General features: G+C 37.7%; 16 protein-coding genes. 2 read left to right on the top strand and 14 right to left on the bottom strand.

What is annotated here, in order from left to right; translation table 11 throughout:
• Positions 1 to 155: 155 nt before the first annotated feature.
• The 7 genes from LJY09_RS05320 to LJY09_RS05290 all read right to left on the bottom strand — a co-directional run bounded on the left by LJY09_RS05320 (position 156) and on the right by LJY09_RS05290 (position 6,709).
• The gene (locus tag LJY09_RS05320; RefSeq protein WP_013055768.1) at positions 156 to 335 is read right to left on the bottom strand and encodes a YfhD family protein; all 180 of its coding nucleotides are present in this window, start codon (positions 333 to 335) and stop codon (positions 156 to 158) included.
• A gap of 133 nt (positions 336 to 468) precedes the next feature.
• Positions 469 to 1,740, bottom strand: a complete 1,272-nt coding sequence (locus LJY09_RS05315) for a cation:dicarboxylate symporter family transporter (RefSeq protein WP_228307529.1) — start codon at positions 1,738 to 1,740, stop codon at positions 469 to 471.
• Positions 1,741 to 1,956: 216 nt separating this feature from the next.
• The gene (locus tag LJY09_RS05310) at positions 1,957 to 2,880 is read right to left on the bottom strand and encodes a response regulator (RefSeq protein WP_228307528.1); all 924 of its coding nucleotides are present in this window, start codon (positions 2,878 to 2,880) and stop codon (positions 1,957 to 1,959) included.
• Between the two features lies 1 nt (position 2,881).
• Positions 2,882 to 4,189: a sensor histidine kinase gene (locus tag LJY09_RS05305; RefSeq protein ID WP_108674454.1), complete on the bottom strand. Its 1,308-nt coding sequence runs from the start codon at positions 4,187 to 4,189 to the stop codon at positions 2,882 to 2,884.
• A 594-nt stretch (positions 4,190 to 4,783) separates the two neighbouring features.
• On the bottom strand, positions 4,784 to 4,963 hold the full coding sequence (locus LJY09_RS05300) for a hypothetical protein (RefSeq protein WP_108674453.1): 180 nt from the start codon (positions 4,961 to 4,963) through the stop codon (positions 4,784 to 4,786).
• 85 nt (positions 4,964 to 5,048) lie between these two features.
• Positions 5,049 to 6,512: a sodium:solute symporter family protein gene (locus LJY09_RS05295; RefSeq protein ID WP_028412714.1), complete on the bottom strand. Its 1,464-nt coding sequence runs from the start codon at positions 6,510 to 6,512 to the stop codon at positions 5,049 to 5,051.
• On the bottom strand, positions 6,509 to 6,709 hold the full coding sequence (locus LJY09_RS05290) for a DUF3311 domain-containing protein (protein ID WP_013055761.1): 201 nt from the start codon (positions 6,707 to 6,709) through the stop codon (positions 6,509 to 6,511). The genes LJY09_RS05295 and LJY09_RS05290 overlap by 4 nt, the downstream gene beginning before the upstream one ends.
• Before the next feature lie 201 nt (positions 6,710 to 6,910).
• Between LJY09_RS05290 and LJY09_RS05285 the strand changes: the two genes are divergently transcribed.
• A complete protein-coding gene (locus LJY09_RS05285; protein WP_013055760.1) occupies positions 6,911 to 7,873 on the top strand; it encodes a bile acid:sodium symporter family protein in 963 nt (320 codons plus the stop codon).
• A 195-nt stretch (positions 7,874 to 8,068) separates the two neighbouring features.
• Here the strand turns inward: LJY09_RS05285 and gdh are convergent, their stop codons facing one another.
• Positions 8,069 to 8,854, bottom strand: coding sequence for a glucose 1-dehydrogenase (gene gdh, locus LJY09_RS05280; protein ID WP_014461262.1), 786 nt, complete (start codon positions 8,852 to 8,854; stop codon positions 8,069 to 8,071).
• A 62-nt stretch (positions 8,855 to 8,916) separates the two neighbouring features.
• Positions 8,917 to 9,768, bottom strand: coding sequence for a GRP family sugar transporter (locus LJY09_RS05275; protein WP_028412283.1), 852 nt, complete (start codon positions 9,766 to 9,768; stop codon positions 8,917 to 8,919).
• Positions 9,769 to 10,057: 289 nt separating this feature from the next.
• On the opposite strand from LJY09_RS05275, the gene LJY09_RS05270 reads away from it, so the two are divergent.
• Positions 10,058 to 10,372 (top strand): winged helix-turn-helix transcriptional regulator, encoded by a 315-nt coding sequence (locus tag LJY09_RS05270; protein ID WP_013055757.1) that lies wholly within the window; start codon positions 10,058 to 10,060, stop codon positions 10,370 to 10,372.
• A 23-nt stretch (positions 10,373 to 10,395) separates the two neighbouring features.
• Here LJY09_RS05270 and LJY09_RS05265 read toward each other — a convergent pair whose 3' ends face one another.
• The 5 genes from LJY09_RS05265 to LJY09_RS05245 all read right to left on the bottom strand — a co-directional run bounded on the left by LJY09_RS05265 (position 10,396) and on the right by LJY09_RS05245 (position 15,672).
• Entirely contained in the window at positions 10,396 to 12,369 is a 1,974-nt protein-coding gene (locus LJY09_RS05265) for a sensor domain-containing diguanylate cyclase (RefSeq protein ID WP_228307527.1), read from the bottom strand.
• Between the two features lie 224 nt (positions 12,370 to 12,593).
• Complete coding sequence (locus tag LJY09_RS05260; protein ID WP_047751527.1) at positions 12,594 to 13,367, bottom strand: EAL domain-containing protein; 774 nt, start codon at positions 13,365 to 13,367, stop codon at positions 12,594 to 12,596.
• A 266-nt stretch (positions 13,368 to 13,633) separates the two neighbouring features.
• Positions 13,634 to 13,798, bottom strand: a complete 165-nt coding sequence (locus LJY09_RS05255; protein WP_228307526.1) for a hypothetical protein — start codon at positions 13,796 to 13,798, stop codon at positions 13,634 to 13,636.
• Positions 13,799 to 14,051: 253 nt separating this feature from the next.
• Complete coding sequence (locus LJY09_RS05250) at positions 14,052 to 14,729, bottom strand: hypothetical protein (RefSeq protein ID WP_228307525.1); 678 nt, start codon at positions 14,727 to 14,729, stop codon at positions 14,052 to 14,054.
• Between the two features lie 256 nt (positions 14,730 to 14,985).
• Positions 14,986 to 15,672 (bottom strand): hypothetical protein, encoded by a 687-nt coding sequence (locus tag LJY09_RS05245; RefSeq protein ID WP_228307524.1) that lies wholly within the window; start codon positions 15,670 to 15,672, stop codon positions 14,986 to 14,988.
• Positions 15,673 to 15,697 lie beyond the last annotated feature (25 nt).

Raw genomic sequence — 15,697 nt, 5'->3', positions numbered from 1 at the left:
CAGGAGAGCAAGCGACGAGGAGGCTCAGCGCCCGCCCGCAGAAAGCGAAGCCTTGTACGGAAATCAACTGCGGTGTCACAAGCAGTCCAGGTCATGTATCTCATTTATTCGTCTTTAGGCTGGATTCATTTCATTATGTCTCAGTTTTTTTTCTTTTACTTTTCTTTTTGCTGTTTCAAAATTAAGTCCTGTTTCGCTTTAGCATCATGATGCTGCGCTAACTCGCGTGAAAATTCTTCATTTGCTTGATCCGGAGCAATTTTTAACTCTTTTGGTGTTTGAGGCAGTGACCCTTTGTTGTTATGTGATGATTTGTGATTATTTGCTCTTCCCATGTTGTGACCTCCTTGTATCAATCATTTGTTTTTCATCTTTAGTTACTATTCCCAACTTTTCAAAGCAAATTCAAACGAAAAAATCCGAACGATTACTCGTTCGGATCTTCCTTCAACTAAAATACGTTTGTAATTACGATACTTTTTTTGTTACTTCGTTAATATAAGCTTCCTTGTCTTTGTCGTTAAATTGACCTTCCCACTTTGAAATGACGATTGCACCAAGTGAGTTTCCAATTACGTTTACCGCTGTACGTCCCATATCTAACAAACGGTCAATTCCAGCGATAAAAGCAAGCCCTTCTATCGGAAGTCCTACAGATCCAAGCGTTGCAAGCAGTACAACAAACGATACGCCCGGAACTCCTGCAATTCCTTTAGATGTAACCATTAAAATTAATATCAGTGAAATTTGCTGTGTGATGCTCATATCAATACCGTACATTTGCGCAATAAAGATCGCAGCAAGCGCTTGATAAAGAGTAGATCCGTCTAAGTTAAACGAATATCCCGTCGGAATAACAAAAGATGTAATTGCTTTAGGACATCCGAACTTTTCCATTTTTGCAATAATACGCGGTAATACTGTTTCTGAACTTGCAGTTGAAAATGCTAGCAGCAATTCATCTTTTAGCACTTTTAATAAATGAAAGATGTTAACGCCTGCCCATTTAGCTACAAGTCCTAGTACCACTAATACAAAGAAAATCATTGTGCCGTAAGCAACAATTACAAGCTTACTAAGCGGAATCAGAGACGCTAGTCCAAATTTTGATACGGTTACACCGATTAATGCAAATACGCCAAACGGTGCAAACTTCATAACTAAATTCGTTACCCAAAACATCGCTTCTGCCGTGCCTTCAAAAAATCTTAGAACTGGCTTTCCTTTTTCACCGATTGATGCAATTCCAAGTCCAAATAGGACCGAGAAGAAAATAATTGGCAGCATGTCGCCTGCAGCAATTGACTCAAATACATTCGTTGGGACGATGTGAACAAATGTTTCTACAAATCCTTTTTGCTCTGTAGCTTCTGCCGTTGATGTGTAGCTGCTGATATCTGATTTTTCAAGACCGCTGCGGTCCACACCAGTACCAGGGTGAAGCAAGTTAGCTGCTAATAAGCCTACAACAATGGCAACCGTTGTAATGATTTCAAAGTAAAGAATTGTTTTTCCGCCTAATTTACCAAGCTTCTTAATATCACCAACACCCGCAACGCCCACAATGATACTAGATATAACAATCGGCACCACGATCATTTTAATTAAATGAATGAATACGTCTCCAATTGGCTGCAGTACTTCAACTGCTTTAGGATTTCCGTAAAAAATGGCCCCTACAATAATACCTGCAATCAAACCAATTAGAATTTGTCCTGCTAATCCAAGCTTTTTGAACATATCTTTGCACCTTCCTTCTTTTTTCTAACAGCTCGAAGCTGTTTATTTGCACTTAATGTATTCAACAGATACAATTCCATTAAGAACTGTTTATTAAGTAGTTCTTTTATTCATAAGATTACATTATCATAGGCATCACAAAATCTAACAAAAACCTACTGAAACTAACAAAAAGTTTTTAGAAAATTGCAAAATGAAAACGCTATAGTTTTTTTACTACAGCGTTTGTTTGACTTCATAATAGAGCATTTGAATAAATTTCTTTACATTTATACGACTTGGCGTACTGCTTTTTCCCGTGCCTTTTTCTATATCTCTCATGCGCTGATGCACCATTGAAAAATCGAAAAACTTAGAAGCGTAATTTTCAAATTTAGGATTAAAGAAATCAACCATGCCAAGGGAGGTCAAATGATTTAAAGACTGATAAATGGCTCTTCTGACTCGCTGTTCGGCTGCTTTCATTTCTTTTTGCAGCACCTCTTCTGAAAAAGGTGAACCAAGCTTTCTCACGGTAATTTTCTCAAAGATTTCTTTGAGAGACGGAAAATGCTGTTCATACATCGTGCTCTTTTCCGTTTGATGCAGGTAATTGATGATTTCGATTAAATCTTTACTTCCGCTTTCTCCTAAAATCCCAAGTTCTCTTAAAAGAAACCTGCACGCTTCTGCCGGATCGCTTTCTTTTTTATCAGAAGCAGGCGTTTTTTGCTGGTTTCCTATATTAAGTACGGTATTTAACGATTCTTGAATTTTCTCCATTGATTGTTGAACATGAATTCGTTCAATTACTTTTTGAATGACCATGAGCACTTCCATACGATTAAGCGGCTTCGTGATATAGTATTCAATGCCAAGCGAGTAGGCTTTTCCAATCAAATCTTTTGTTTCTACCTGTGACATCATAATAATTTTGCCTTTAAAAGTATCCTTTATTTTGCGCACGGTTTCGATTCCGTCTTGAATGGGCATCAACAAATCAATAAATAAAATATCGATCTGCTGCAATAGAGAAGATTGATCATTTAAGACAATTCCGTCTTCTGCCTCCCCTATAACCTCTCCTAAATCATTATCTTCAATAATTTCAGCTAACATTGAACGAAAGACTTCGTCATCATCTATGATATAAAATCGCATATTAGTCCTTATCCCCCATTAACGTAGACATAGGTAAATCTATAGTAAATTGAACACCGGGGCTTGGAGACAGATTAATAAATTGAATACTCCCGCCCAGCTGCTCGGTCATTTGCTTAACGTAGACAAGCCCAAGACCTGTAGAAGGCGTCCCGTCCTTTGCGTATTTGGATGTAAATCCCGCTTTAAAAATGAGACGTTCATGCCTTTTTTTCACACCGGGACCGCTGTCTCTTACATATAGTAAAATGCGGTCTTCTTCTCGGCATACGTCGATAATAATCGCGCCTTCTTTTTCAATCGCTTCGACTGCATTCGTTACTAAGTTATTAATTAATGATAAAAACAAGTACACGTGATAGCGAGGATGCTCTCCTAGAACCGAATATGAAAAATGAATATCTTTTGCTAACAGCGCCGCATATTTTTCATTGCTGCGCATGACGATTTGAAGCAGACTTTCGATTTCCATATACTCAGAAAATTCTTCTTTTGTAATGACCTTGGACAACCCTGCTGATATCCGCTGATTGTCTTTTTTAATATCATGTACTTCCCCTGCAATTTGTAATGCTTTTTGGCTAAATTCGTGCAGCGAAGTAAGCTGGTGGATATCTGCTTCGTGTAGTTCTTCATATAAATCATACGACTTTTTCGTAATTCTCTCAGCGTCTTGCAGCGTTTTTTTCAAATGAATGGATTCTTCATACAAATTTGAAAGCACAACAAGCAGCTGATCATTTTTTTGAGAGATTTGCCGTTCTCTCAGCTGCCCTTCGTAAAGCTTGATCATGCTAAACAGACATAAAACAAAGAAACTTCGAAAGACGCCTACAATAAAAATTTGCATGAACTCCGGAAACACAATATGATGGTGAACCATCACATACATACAAAGCAGTTCCATGCCACCTGAAACCGTTTCGATGATGATGCTCCATATGCCAATAATCCACGGCTTTGAATGAAAATCGTTAATCTTAAACCAAGAAAAAGCAATGGCATAAACAAGATAATAAATCCCTGCTGAGCACCGGATCTGCAAAGAATGCAGAAAATCAAATGATTCGTAATTATACCAATCAAGGTACATTCGAAAGCCCACTATAGCACTCGCAACTAAAATACCTGGTATTACAGGAGATACCTTTCTTAAAAGCAGCAGTGAAAAGAAAAAAATGGGCACAGCAAAGCTGACTCTATACGTATCATGAAAAGGATAATATTTAAGCTCTCCTGCTAGCGGCACAACAACTATCATCACCAAAATGAGTAAAACATCTTTTTTTACTACCGTATCAACTTTCATCGTTCACGTCCTGCACTTTTTGAACATAAGTATATAGTTTAGCAATCTAAAAGACAATCGCTCTTCCTATATTTTTTACACTCCCACTTCCATTTATAAATATAGCCCATATATAAACGGTTATTTATTCTCTTTCATTATTCTTTGTAGTTTTTTAGATTTTCTTGTTTTATTTTGTAATTTTTGTTGTATAGTAGAAGTACCTTTTAAAATGTGAGGCTGTATCACAACTATTCAATTATTATTACATCACCTGATAGCTACACTAAAAAGGAAAACTATTATTTTACAGGGGGAGCTTATTTTACAATGTGGATCATTACCGTTTACTCGAAAAACCAAAGTCCGACTATGTTTGAATTTGAATCAGAGGTAGAGGCGAAAAAGACATTTCAGGAGATTAAAGGGTGTAAGATCCTATCGGAAGTTATTTACTATAACGACCGAGTTCCCGCTTTAGCGTAAATCAGTTGATGTAGGAAATTTTACAAATTATCGGTTAAAAGCCACGTAAAGAGCCAAAGGATGATCCTATTCCTTTGGCTCTTTGCTGTTTGATTAGAAAAAACAAGGCTGAGACATAATGAGATGAATCTAATCTAAAGACGAACAAACGGTAGACATGAGCTGAACCGCTTGTGACACCGCAGTTGATTTCCGTGCAAGACGTCGCTTTCCGCGGGCGGCCGTTGAGCCTCCTCGTCGCTTGCGCTCCTGTGGGGTCTCACCTGTTCCGCTTTTCCCGCAGGAGTCTTCGTCTTGCCCTCCAATCAACTGCTAGAAGGGTCTACCGTTGACCCTAACAAAAAAACGAACCACTAATCAAACGTGTTGATCAATGGTTCGTTTTTCACTTCGTCTAATATACTTTTGTCTCAGCTTCGTTTTGCTTTGTGAGCATACTGACTGCCCACATTACGATAAAGTTGATAAGCAGCGCAATAAATCCGACGTTGATATCTTTCATTTGCTGAGGCAGTGACGGGAACAATGTACCAATAGTAGATCCGCTGATTGTAATATAGGCTACTACAATAATTCCGGCAACAATCCCCCACGCTGCTCCTTGTTTCGTTACAAAGTTATTTTTCTTCAAGCTGAAAAGCAGAGATGGAAACAGCTGTGTCATTAGACTATAGCCCATCAAAATAATTGTTGATAGCGTCGTTCCCCCGTTTAGCGTAAAGTAAACGGAAATGAGTGCCACAACCGGTACAAAGCTTTTCGCTAAACGAGCAATACGCGCTTCGCTTGCTTGAGGCGCAAACGGTTTGTATATGTTTTTCGCCAGCAGCGTTGACGCACTCATTAACAGCATCGATCCCGGCACAAGCGCTGTCAGCAAACCCGCTCCTCCTATAATTCCAATAAACCAAGGATCAAACGTTTGGATTGAGATCCTTAATAGCGCAAGATCCACGTCTCCTCCGCTTAAACCAGGAACTTTTAAGATAGCTGCAAATCCAACAAAAAATACAAAAAGCAGCATCAGCGTATAAAGAGGACTAATGATTGCATTTTTACGAAATACCTTTGCATTTTTCGCTGTATAGCTTGAGCTAAACACCTGCGGCCACATATAAAAACCAAGTACTAGTAAAATAACGGTCGAAATAAACCACGAGACGCTTAATCCTTGCTCAGGAAACTTTAAAAACCCGGGCTTCGCTGTATTCACAGCTTCAAACATTGGACCGTATCCTCCGTAATAATGAAAAGGTAAATAAATACCTAAAAACCCAATCACAGCAAGCATCATAATGTCTTTAATAACAGCCGTCCATGCAGAACCGTGGATACCGGATATCATCACATATAGCGTTAAACTGATAGCTCCCATCCAAATAGCTGCCGGCATTGAAATGGCGCCGTATGATGCTTGTGATACAATAATTCCCAATCCTTTTAACTGCACAACAATAACAGGAATGACCGCAATCACTCCTACAGCAGCTACAAGCACACCAAGGTAAGGGCTTTTATATTTGCTTACAAAAAAATCAGGCTGCGAGACGAGCTTATGATCTCTTGCATACTTCCAAATAACAGGAAGAAGCCAGTATGATAAGACATATGATAAGCTAATATAAATTAAGACATAAAGTGCAGGAGCTCCTTTTCCATAAGCCCATCCGCTTCCGCCTAGAAACGAAAACGTTGTATAGATTTCTCCGGCCATCAGCACAAACACTAAAATAGCCCCGAAACCGCGTCCGCCTACCGTCCACTGCTCCAAGTTCATATCCTTGCCTTTGGTTGATCGTATGCCAAGAAAAATAGCTGCCACTAAAAATAGTAAAATAATAATAAGTGCACTATTCATTCTTCTTCCCCTTCCCGATTTCTGGGATCAAGCTTATACATAACCCCTAAAATAATGGACGTAAGCACCACCCATATCACCATCCAAAACATATTGAACGGCATACCGAGAACAAACGGAGTCACTCGATTAACAAAAGGGAGAAAACCTAATATGCCTACGAACGGAAGGACAGACAAAATATAGATAAATTTCATGACTAAACTCCTCCGACTTTCTAAAACTAACTTCTTTATATTACCACATATTCTGTGTATTCAATGAAGGAATGCTTGCATATAAGCTGAAATAATCTCCAAAAGATAAAATATTCTGTACTATTTTACAAAAATACTGTTTTCATTTTTCTGAATAAATAGTATAATTTCTTCTTATAGTTCGCAGGAGGTATCGTACAGATGAAAACAATAGAGAAAATCAGTACATTTGCAGGAAAAACATTTACGCTTTGGGTTATTTTAATTTCCGTTATTGCCTATTCATTCCCGGAGCACTTTGTATGGATTGGAAAGTATATCGTTCCGCTTTTAGGAATTGTCATGTTTGGAATGGGATTAACGCTGTCAGCGTCTGATTTCAGCGAAGTATTTCGAAGACCGAAAGAAGTAGCACTAGGCGTGGTAGGACATTTTATCATTATGCCGCTTCTCGCATTCGGTTTGGCAATTGGCTTAGATTTACCAAAAGAAATAGCAGTGGGCGTTATTTTAGTAGGCTGCTGTCCAAGCGGCACATCATCAAACGTAATGGTCTTTTTGGCTCGAGGAAACGTTGCGCTTGCAGTTGCTATCGCTTCTGTTTCAACCATTTTAGCACCGATTGTTACACCGCTTCTTATTTTATTATTTGCAAGCAAGTGGGTCGATATTGATATCATGTCTCTTATTATTTCCATTATACAAGTTGTCATCATTCCGCTTGCTCTTGGATTTACGATCAAAAAGTTTTTTGGAAAAGCTGCAGAAGCGAGTTCCAAAGCTCTTCCCCTTGTTTCAGTAGTCGCAATTGTTTTGATTGTATCTGCTGTTGTGGCAGGAAGCCAAGCGCAGCTTGCTAAAACGGGTGGTATCATTTTTGCCGTAGTCGTGCTTCACAACATTCTTGGTTTCACAATCGGCTTCTTCTTTGCCCGCTTATGTGGAATGGATTTAGCCAAACAAAAAGCGGTCGCAATGGAAGTTGGCATGCAAAACTCAGGGCTCGGTGTCACTATCGCTTCCACTCACTTTTCGCCGCTAGCCGCTGTCCCAAGCGCCATCTTCAGCGTCTGGCACAACATCTCAGGCTCAGTGCTAGCCTTTATCTTCAGCAAACTAAAAGACAAAAACCAGCCATCGTCTAACAAAAAAATGGCTGGCTAATACAATAAACTTATAAGGGAAGCACAAAAAGCTCCCTTGAACCTTCCCAAAAAGGTTTTAAAAAGTTCTTAAAAGCTTTTACCTAGGAGAATTTCACCAACCCCTCAAGGGGGGTGAAGTTCTCTTAGGTATAGAAAAAAAAAGACATGGCGCTTTTTGCCATGTCTCTTTTTTCTACATCGATTCTAAACTATATTAGCCTCTTCCTGCTTGGAAAGAAGGATATTTCGTCATACCACCATCAGCAAATAATGTAATACCTGTTACATAGCTGGCTTGTGATGATGCTAAGAATGCTGCAACTGATGCTACTTCTTCTGGTTTACCGATGTAACCCATTGGAATCATGCTTTCTACGTCTGCACGTTGTACAGGATCTGCGAATTTTTCAGCGTTGATTGGTGTGTTCATCGCACCTGGTCCAATGTTATTTACGCGGATACCTTTTGGCGCATATTCAAGAGCCAATGTTTCCGTCATTAGTTTCATACCGCCTTTACTTGCTGCGTAGTGAACAAATAATGGCCAAGGAATCATTTCGTGAACGCTAGACATGTTAATAACGTTTCCTTTAATGTCGTTTTCAACGAAATATTTAATTGCTTCACGGCTTCCTAAGAATGCACCTGTTAAGTTTGTATCAATAACTTTGTTCCAGTTGTCTAAAGATAGCTCATGAGAAGGAACTGGGTTTTCAACACCAGCGTTGTTAATCATAACGTCTAACGTACCGAATTCTTTAATAGCTGTTTGAACAAGATTTACAACGTCTTCTTCTTTTGTTACGTCGCCTTGAACGATGATTGCTTGTCCGCCTGCTTCTTCTACTTCTTTTTTCGCATCTAAAGCTTCTTCTTCATTGTTGTAATAGTTAATAACAACTTTTGCTTCTTCTTGACCGAAACGAACAGCCATTGCGCGACCTAAACCTGTTGATCCACCTGTAATTACAACTACTTTATCTTTTAAATCTGTATACATAATAAAATCCTCCTAGTGTTTTCATTTATTCATACATACTATCATTAACTTTTACGTAAACGTTAACTTTTAGCCATTCCGAGGAATACGCCACCTAAAATGATGAGCACAATACCAATCGTAATTGAAATAAGCTGACGCTTTGTTTTCTTTTCTCCAAGTAAGAAGATACCGCCAAGCGTTGAAATAACGATTCCCATTTGTGATAATGAGAAGCTTGTTGCAACCCCTACTTTAGGTTGAGAGATAAATAAGAACATGTTACCAGCTGCCCAAATAAGGCCTGGAATAATGTTGCGAATTGCATATTTATTAAACGGTTTGTGTTTATAAGTAAGTATAAGTCCACCAATTAACATACCAATAGCTTGTGGGAATAGTGCCGACCAGCCGTCTACATTAAATAAACGAGCGACAACTACATACACTAAGTATCCAATTGTTGAAACAATAAGGGTAATAATCCCTTTTTTGAATTGTCCAGATTGCTCTGGGTTTTTTTCGCTTTCTAGTGATGTTAGCACGATACCAATAACAATAAAAATAAGAGCTAACACGCCTAAAATAACGGTTGTTGTTGTTGACCACTCGTGAAACACGATAACACCAAACAGTGATGTCGTCACAAGCTGCATACCAGTTGAAATTGGCATGGTTTTTGAAACACCAATATAATCAATCGTTTTCAACTGATTACTTTGCCCAACTGCCCAAAATAATCCTGAAACGATTCCGACAATAAAAATAAGCGGCGTCAACACTGGATGAACTACGAAATAAATAACGGCTGAAAAGATCAGCGCACCAATTGTAGTCCCAAGCGTTTGACTGTAAGGACCTCCGCCCAATTTAACGTTGAACAGGACAATACTTCCCCAGAAAATCGCAGGAAGAATAGCCAAAAGGATATCCATTTGATACTAACCTTCTTTCTCAAACTCTTGATGTAATTGTAAATTTAAAGTACCTTTTATTTAACTAGGTAACTTTATGTAACCAATCTTAGACCTTTTTTCTTGATACGTCAATAATAATATGTCGATTCTGTGACTTTTTTTTAAAACTTTACAATACAGCGTTTCCAAACTACTGAAAGTTTTGAAAATAAAAAAAGATAGCCTTTTCATTATCCAAATGCTAGTATATAATAACATTATAAGGGTTACTTTTAATATCCTATATACAATAAAGTAGGTGGCATGAATGAATGAATTTGATGAGTTATGTCCAAAAGTGTGGAAAACGTTTGATATAATAGGAAAAAGATGGAATGGATTAATTATTTATGTCCTGATGAGCGGTCCTAAACGCTTTAGTGAAATTCACAGCAGCATTCCCTCTTTAAGTAAACGAATGTTAACCGAACGAATGAAAGAGTTAGAAGAAGAAGGAATTGTAATCCGGCACGTTATTCCCGAACGTCCGGTTCGTATTGAATATATCTTAACTAAAAAAGGATCAGAGCTTGGTATGATCTTAGGACCCGTCAGCAAGTGGGCAAAAACATGGATAAAATAAAAAAGCCTCTTTGGAGGCTTTTTTTACGTTTGATAGAGGATATAATTATTTTTCCCTTCTCTTTTTCCTTTATATAACGCATCATCTGCATTTTTTAATAATGAAGCAGCCGATTCCCCGTCTTCTGGATAAATAGAGACGCCGATGGTAGTTGTGGTGCGCAAACAATAGCCCCGTACATTCCAGCTTTGCTGAAGAGATACGTGAATTCGCCTAGCAATTTGTTCAATTTCTCGTCCATTTGTTACGTTTAAAATAATGATAAACTCGTCTCCGCCCAAACGATAAATGCGATCACCTTTCCGTACACAGCTTTTTAATCTCTTCGTGTATGCTTTTAGAAATTCGTCGCCTATATGATGGCCATATTCATCGTTAATCTGCTTAAAATTATCACAGTCAAGAAACAAAAGCGCAAAAAACTCGTCGCTTTTTTGCTGCCCTTTTTCAATTACTTTGTTTAACTCTTTTAATAACATCGCCCGGTTGGGAAGACCTGTTAAACTATCGTGAGTGGCTTCAAAATGAAGTTTATTTTCTAGCGCTTTTTGTTCAGTAATATCATTATGAATGGATACATAATGATTAATATTTCCGTCTATATCTTTTAACGGCACAATTGTTTTCGATACCCAGTATGACTGATGATGCTTCGTCCCCATTTCAAGCTGTCCTCGCCATACTTTTCCGCTTTTTATTGTTTCAAGCAGCTCATGATGGTCATGATTAAGCCCTGCATCTCGATAATACTTCCCTACTAAATCTTCTTTTTCATAACCTGAATACTGTACATACATATCATTTACATAGGTAATAGTTCCACTTGCATTTATAATCATAACGCTAGCTGATTCATCAAGCGCATATTTTATATTTTCAAGTTCTTTCAGCGTATACGCCAGCTGTTCTTCTGCTTCTTTTTGAGGCGTAATATCGTGTAAGATTGCATAGGCGCCAACCGTTTGATTATTTACTTTAACAGGAATCGTTGTAATATACACATGTTGTATAGAATGTTGGCTTCTTCGGAATGTTATCTCTGTACTATAACTAATTTCTTCATATACATTCCAACGTTTGTAATTACAGGCTCCCAGTCTTTTAGCAATGTCTCGGTAATTTTTATGCAGCACATCGCTTGCACAAAGCTGCAGCGTTTCTAAGAATGCGCTGTTGATATTTAAAATCGTGCCTTCCAAATTCAGCATACAAACTGCGTGGTGGTGGTTTGTAAATAGCGATTTGTACCACTGTTTGCTTTTTATGAGCTCTAATTCTAATTTTTTAATAGCTGTGATATCTCGGTAAATCACTGAATAGGCGACCAGTTGATTTTGATAGTCATAAATCGGTGAACAGCTGACAGATACACACACGCCTTCGCCGCTTTTTGTGTACCTGACTGTTTCATAAGGAGACAGCGTCTTACCATTTTTTAATTCTTCGATTAATTTAAGGTTTTCTTGTTCCTCTTTCTTTGACACGATGTTCATCTCTTGACGGCTTTTTCCGATAACTTCTTCTTTTCTCCACTGAAATAGCTTTTCGAATGCTCCATTGACTGTTAAGACCTTCTCATCACAATCAGCAATTAGAATGGCGTCTACCGTATTTTCTAGAAACGCATCGAGTAAACGCGTGCTCTCTTCCTGTGTTTTTTTATAATGAATTTCTTGAGCCATGACAAGGACATGTGAAGGGGCTGTCGCTTGATTAAAAAGAGGAGTAAAAGTTACTTCATATGCATGCCGGTCGGGCTGAAAAAGCTGTATGTATTGATATTGAATCGGTTCTTTCGTGGCAATGGCTTTTTCACAAAGTGTGTAAAAAAGCAGATTTTCTTCTTTATTGATTATCTTGTCTTCCATTTTGTCAAAGAATTGCTGAGCTGCTTTGTTACATTCTTTATAATACAGCTGATGTTTTTCTTGCTGAATTAAAATAACAGGCTGCGGCATATTCATAAAATAAAATTGGAATACCCCTTCACTATACATACTAAATATCCTCCATCTGCCTTTGGAATTTCACTAAACGTCTTGTTTTGATATGCAATTCACTCATTCTCCCAAACCAACACGTCTTCTTTACCCTTTAAAATATTTTAACAATCGCACAAAATCACATAATTTTATAAAAATTCAAGGCATCTATGTTTCATATAGGTCTAATTACTCGCTTTTATATTACGATAAATTATCTATTTAGTGAAGTGTATGGTTTAAGAGTTCAGCAGCCTTTCTCGTCTGAATAAACTGCGGTACTTATTATAAGTTAAGTAGGAAGAGATCGACTGCGGCATGCCCAGCAAATAGCCTTGAGCAGCATGTAGGTTTAACGAAATCGCTGCGGCTAAATCTTTATCTCGTTCAACGCCTTCTAAAATGAGATTCGTATGCGGATAATAGTTAACAAGCAAATCAATCAGATCTTTCTTTTGCTTGCAGTCGGCTAGTCCTTCCGCATAGCTTCGATCCAGCTTCATATAGTGAGGCTCATACATGCTTACCTGTCTCATCGCCGCGGCTCCTGCTCCAAAATCATCAATCGCAATTTTGAAACCGGCCTCTTTCAAACTCATTACTCGGGCAAAAAGAGCAGGCGATTCCCATAAAATCTTTTCATGAAGCGTTTCATTTAACTCCCATACAATACGATGTTTCGCATTTTCATAGGTGTTCAACAGAAATGTTAAAAACCGTTGGAAATGCGGGTGGAGAAGAGTAGAGGGAAACACATTGATAAATAAATCCTCAGATTTCAATACCTCAAACGGAAAGTTCTTTATAGCCCCTTCAATTGCCATCGTATCAAGCTTGTACAAATAATTATGGCGTCTTGCCAGTGAAAACAACTCTTCAATTTGCCCTTTTGCGAAAGCTGTGCGCAGCAAAGCCTCAAAACCTAGCGTCTCCCACGAATCCAGCGCATAAATAGGCTGATATACAAACTGAAAGTCTTCATACGTCAGTTCCTTTAAAACATGAGCATCCATTCTTTCGTTTAATCACCTTTCGTTTTCAATATACTATTTCTTCCATAACCTAAACTTATAAAAATATATCCTAAAAACAGATAATTGTCCATTAAAAGTAAGATATTCCATTAGGCGATTTAGTATTTTGGGACTTGCTGGAGGCTTATGATAGCAACAAAGAAGTGTTTTAGAGACTTTTATGCTTTTGATAGATAGGCTGTAAAGGATGTTTCAAACAAGAGATTGAGACATAAGCAACTCAACCCCATCTAAAGATGAGCAAATTAAATAAAGGGACTAGTATAGATTGCTTGGGACACCGCGTTTGATTTCCGTGCATGGCTTCGCTTTCCGCGGGCAGCCGCTGAGCCTCCTCGTCGCTTACGCTCCTGCGGGGTCTCACCTGTTCCGCTTTTCCCGCAGGAGTCTTCGCCTTGCCCTCCAATCAACCGCTAGAAACACCTAATATGTGAAATTTACGTTTACTATATACTTAGCGCAATAACCTGTTATCGTTGGCTTGTAATCATAGACAAATTGCTCGTACTGATAAATAGACGCTCGTTGGAAAATTAACGATAATAGCCCCTATAAAGCATTACAAAAAAACATTATACCTACAGCTAATATACTAACAGCTAAGGCAAATGTTATAACTTTCTTTATTTAACTCGCTATCTCTTCTTCTCTATAAATCCCCTACTATTTCCCCTCATTAAAACGAATGTTTTTTAGCATTTTTAAAAACCATTTCTTTCTATCCATTTGATTTGTTTCTGTATTTTCCCCTACACTATCATATATTAATTTGATTACCTTATCAGAGCTTTTATCTGCTACATATGCGACATAAAGGTTGGGCGGATTTTCTTTACTGTCATGCACTATATGTTGGTTAGTACCACGAAAATATGTATAGGCATAATCATAATAAATTCTTGTATGAGAGGTTTCTAACTGTTTAGGTTTTTTACCGTCTAATTGTTCTTTAAATAAACTCTCTACATAAATTAATTCTGATTTCGTGTCATTCTCGGAAAATTCAGCCTTGATAGCGTACGTTTGTTGATCATTTTCGTAGGGTTTAATATAAGAGGCTGACCAATTTTCATATGATTCGCCATTTCTAGTGTAATCCTCGCGGTATTTATGTAAAACTTGATACTCTTCTGGAAACCACATCGTATACTGACCTGTCTTTGACTCAAACTCATAAAATCCGTCATCTACTTTTTTATCTTTGTTCAAAAACTTACGTGTAAAGTGATCATCAAAAGCTTGAACGTTGGGGTAGCGGCTTTCGTTTATTAGCCATACGGCTCCTATTAAAATAGCTGTTCCTACAATAACTGCAATAATGGTCTTGGTACGTTTTTTCATTGTTACACACTCCCTTCATTGCTTGAAATAAACCACATTTAATATTATTTGAATAGTTTTATTTAAATCTACTGCTCTGCTATGTATGCTACATACTGCTTACTCATCTATTTGTAGTTATTAAACATTTAAAAATCGCTCAAATCATTGTCTGAGCAATAGCTTCATCTCTTATGTTCATTCACTTTCATCCCTATAATCCACTGTACTCAAGCAGAGTTATTTTGTTTCTTATATCGTTACTTAATAAAGGTTTTCACTCACGACTTTTATCCTGGCTAAAATTAATACTTTTTAATATTGTCAAAAACCATAACTTCCTTTTTTCTTGGCTAGTTTCTGTACCTTCACCTATACTGTCGTATGAGAATTCTATAACCTTATTAGAATTTTTATCTGCTACATAAGCTGTATAGGTATTAGGTAAATGAACTTTACTGTTATGTACTACATGCCTTTCAGTTCCCTCGAAATATGCGTAAGCATAGTCATAATATATGCGAGTACGTGAAGTTTCTATTTCTTTAGGATTACTATCTTTTAATTGCTCTTCAAATAATCCCTTCACATAAATAGGCTCAGATTTCTTATCATTCTTTGAAAATTCAACTTTAAAATAGTAGATTGATTTATTTTCCCCATCGACCTTGCTACATGAAGCAGACCAATTTTCATATAATTTTCCATTTACAGAGTAATACTCTGAAGCATCATGCAACATTTGATACTCCTCTGGAAACCACATCGTATACTGACCTGTCTTTGACTTAAACTCATAAAAACCATCGTCCACTTTTTTATCTTTGTTCAAGAACTTACGTGTAAAGTGGTCATCAAAAGCTGGGGCATTTGGGTAGCGGCTTTCGTTTATTAGCCATATGGATCCTAGTAAAATAGCTGTTCCTGCAATAACTGCAGTAATGAGTTTTATACGCTTTTTCATCGTTATACCCTCCCTTCATTCTTTT

Source organism: Priestia sp. J2 (genome assembly GCF_020790095.1).
GTDB classification, from domain to species: Bacteria; Bacillota; Bacilli; order Bacillales; family Bacillaceae_H; genus Priestia; species Priestia zanthoxyli.
The sequence above is the reverse complement of the archived record's forward strand: the minus strand, read 5'-3'. Positions and strand labels throughout refer to the sequence as shown.

Excerpts from the sequence above, each read along its gene's own strand:
- LJY09_RS05320 (WP_013055768.1), bottom strand. The coding sequence starts at position 335 with ATGGGAAGAGCAAATAATCACAAATCATCACATAACAACAAAGGGTCA.
- LJY09_RS05315 (WP_228307529.1), bottom strand. The coding sequence starts at position 1,740 with ATGTTCAAAAAGCTTGGATTAGCAGGACAAATTCTAATTGGTTTGATT.
- LJY09_RS05310 (WP_228307528.1), bottom strand. The coding sequence starts at position 2,880 with ATGCGATTTTATATCATAGATGATGACGAAGTCTTTCGTTCAATGTTA.
- LJY09_RS05305 (WP_108674454.1), bottom strand. The coding sequence starts at position 4,189 with ATGAAAGTTGATACGGTAGTAAAAAAAGATGTTTTACTCATTTTGGTG.
- LJY09_RS05295 (WP_028412714.1), bottom strand. The coding sequence starts at position 6,512 with ATGAATAGTGCACTTATTATTATTTTACTATTTTTAGTGGCAGCTATT.
- LJY09_RS05290 (WP_013055761.1), bottom strand. The coding sequence starts at position 6,709 with ATGAAATTTATCTATATTTTGTCTGTCCTTCCGTTCGTAGGCATATTA.
- LJY09_RS05285 (WP_013055760.1), top strand. The coding sequence starts at position 6,911 with ATGAAAACAATAGAGAAAATCAGTACATTTGCAGGAAAAACATTTACG.
- gdh (WP_014461262.1), bottom strand. The coding sequence starts at position 8,854 with ATGTATACAGATTTAAAAGATAAAGTAGTTGTAATTACAGGTGGATCA.
- LJY09_RS05275 (WP_028412283.1), bottom strand. The coding sequence starts at position 9,768 with ATGGATATCCTTTTGGCTATTCTTCCTGCGATTTTCTGGGGAAGTATT.
- LJY09_RS05270 (WP_013055757.1), top strand. The coding sequence starts at position 10,058 with ATGAATGAATTTGATGAGTTATGTCCAAAAGTGTGGAAAACGTTTGAT.
- LJY09_RS05265 (WP_228307527.1), bottom strand. The coding sequence starts at position 12,369 with ATGTATAGTGAAGGGGTATTCCAATTTTATTTTATGAATATGCCGCAG.
- LJY09_RS05260 (WP_047751527.1), bottom strand. The coding sequence starts at position 13,367 with ATGGATGCTCATGTTTTAAAGGAACTGACGTATGAAGACTTTCAGTTT.
- LJY09_RS05250 (WP_228307525.1), bottom strand. The coding sequence starts at position 14,729 with ATGAAAAAACGTACCAAGACCATTATTGCAGTTATTGTAGGAACAGCT.
- LJY09_RS05245 (WP_228307524.1), bottom strand. The coding sequence starts at position 15,672 with ATGAAAAAGCGTATAAAACTCATTACTGCAGTTATTGCAGGAACAGCT.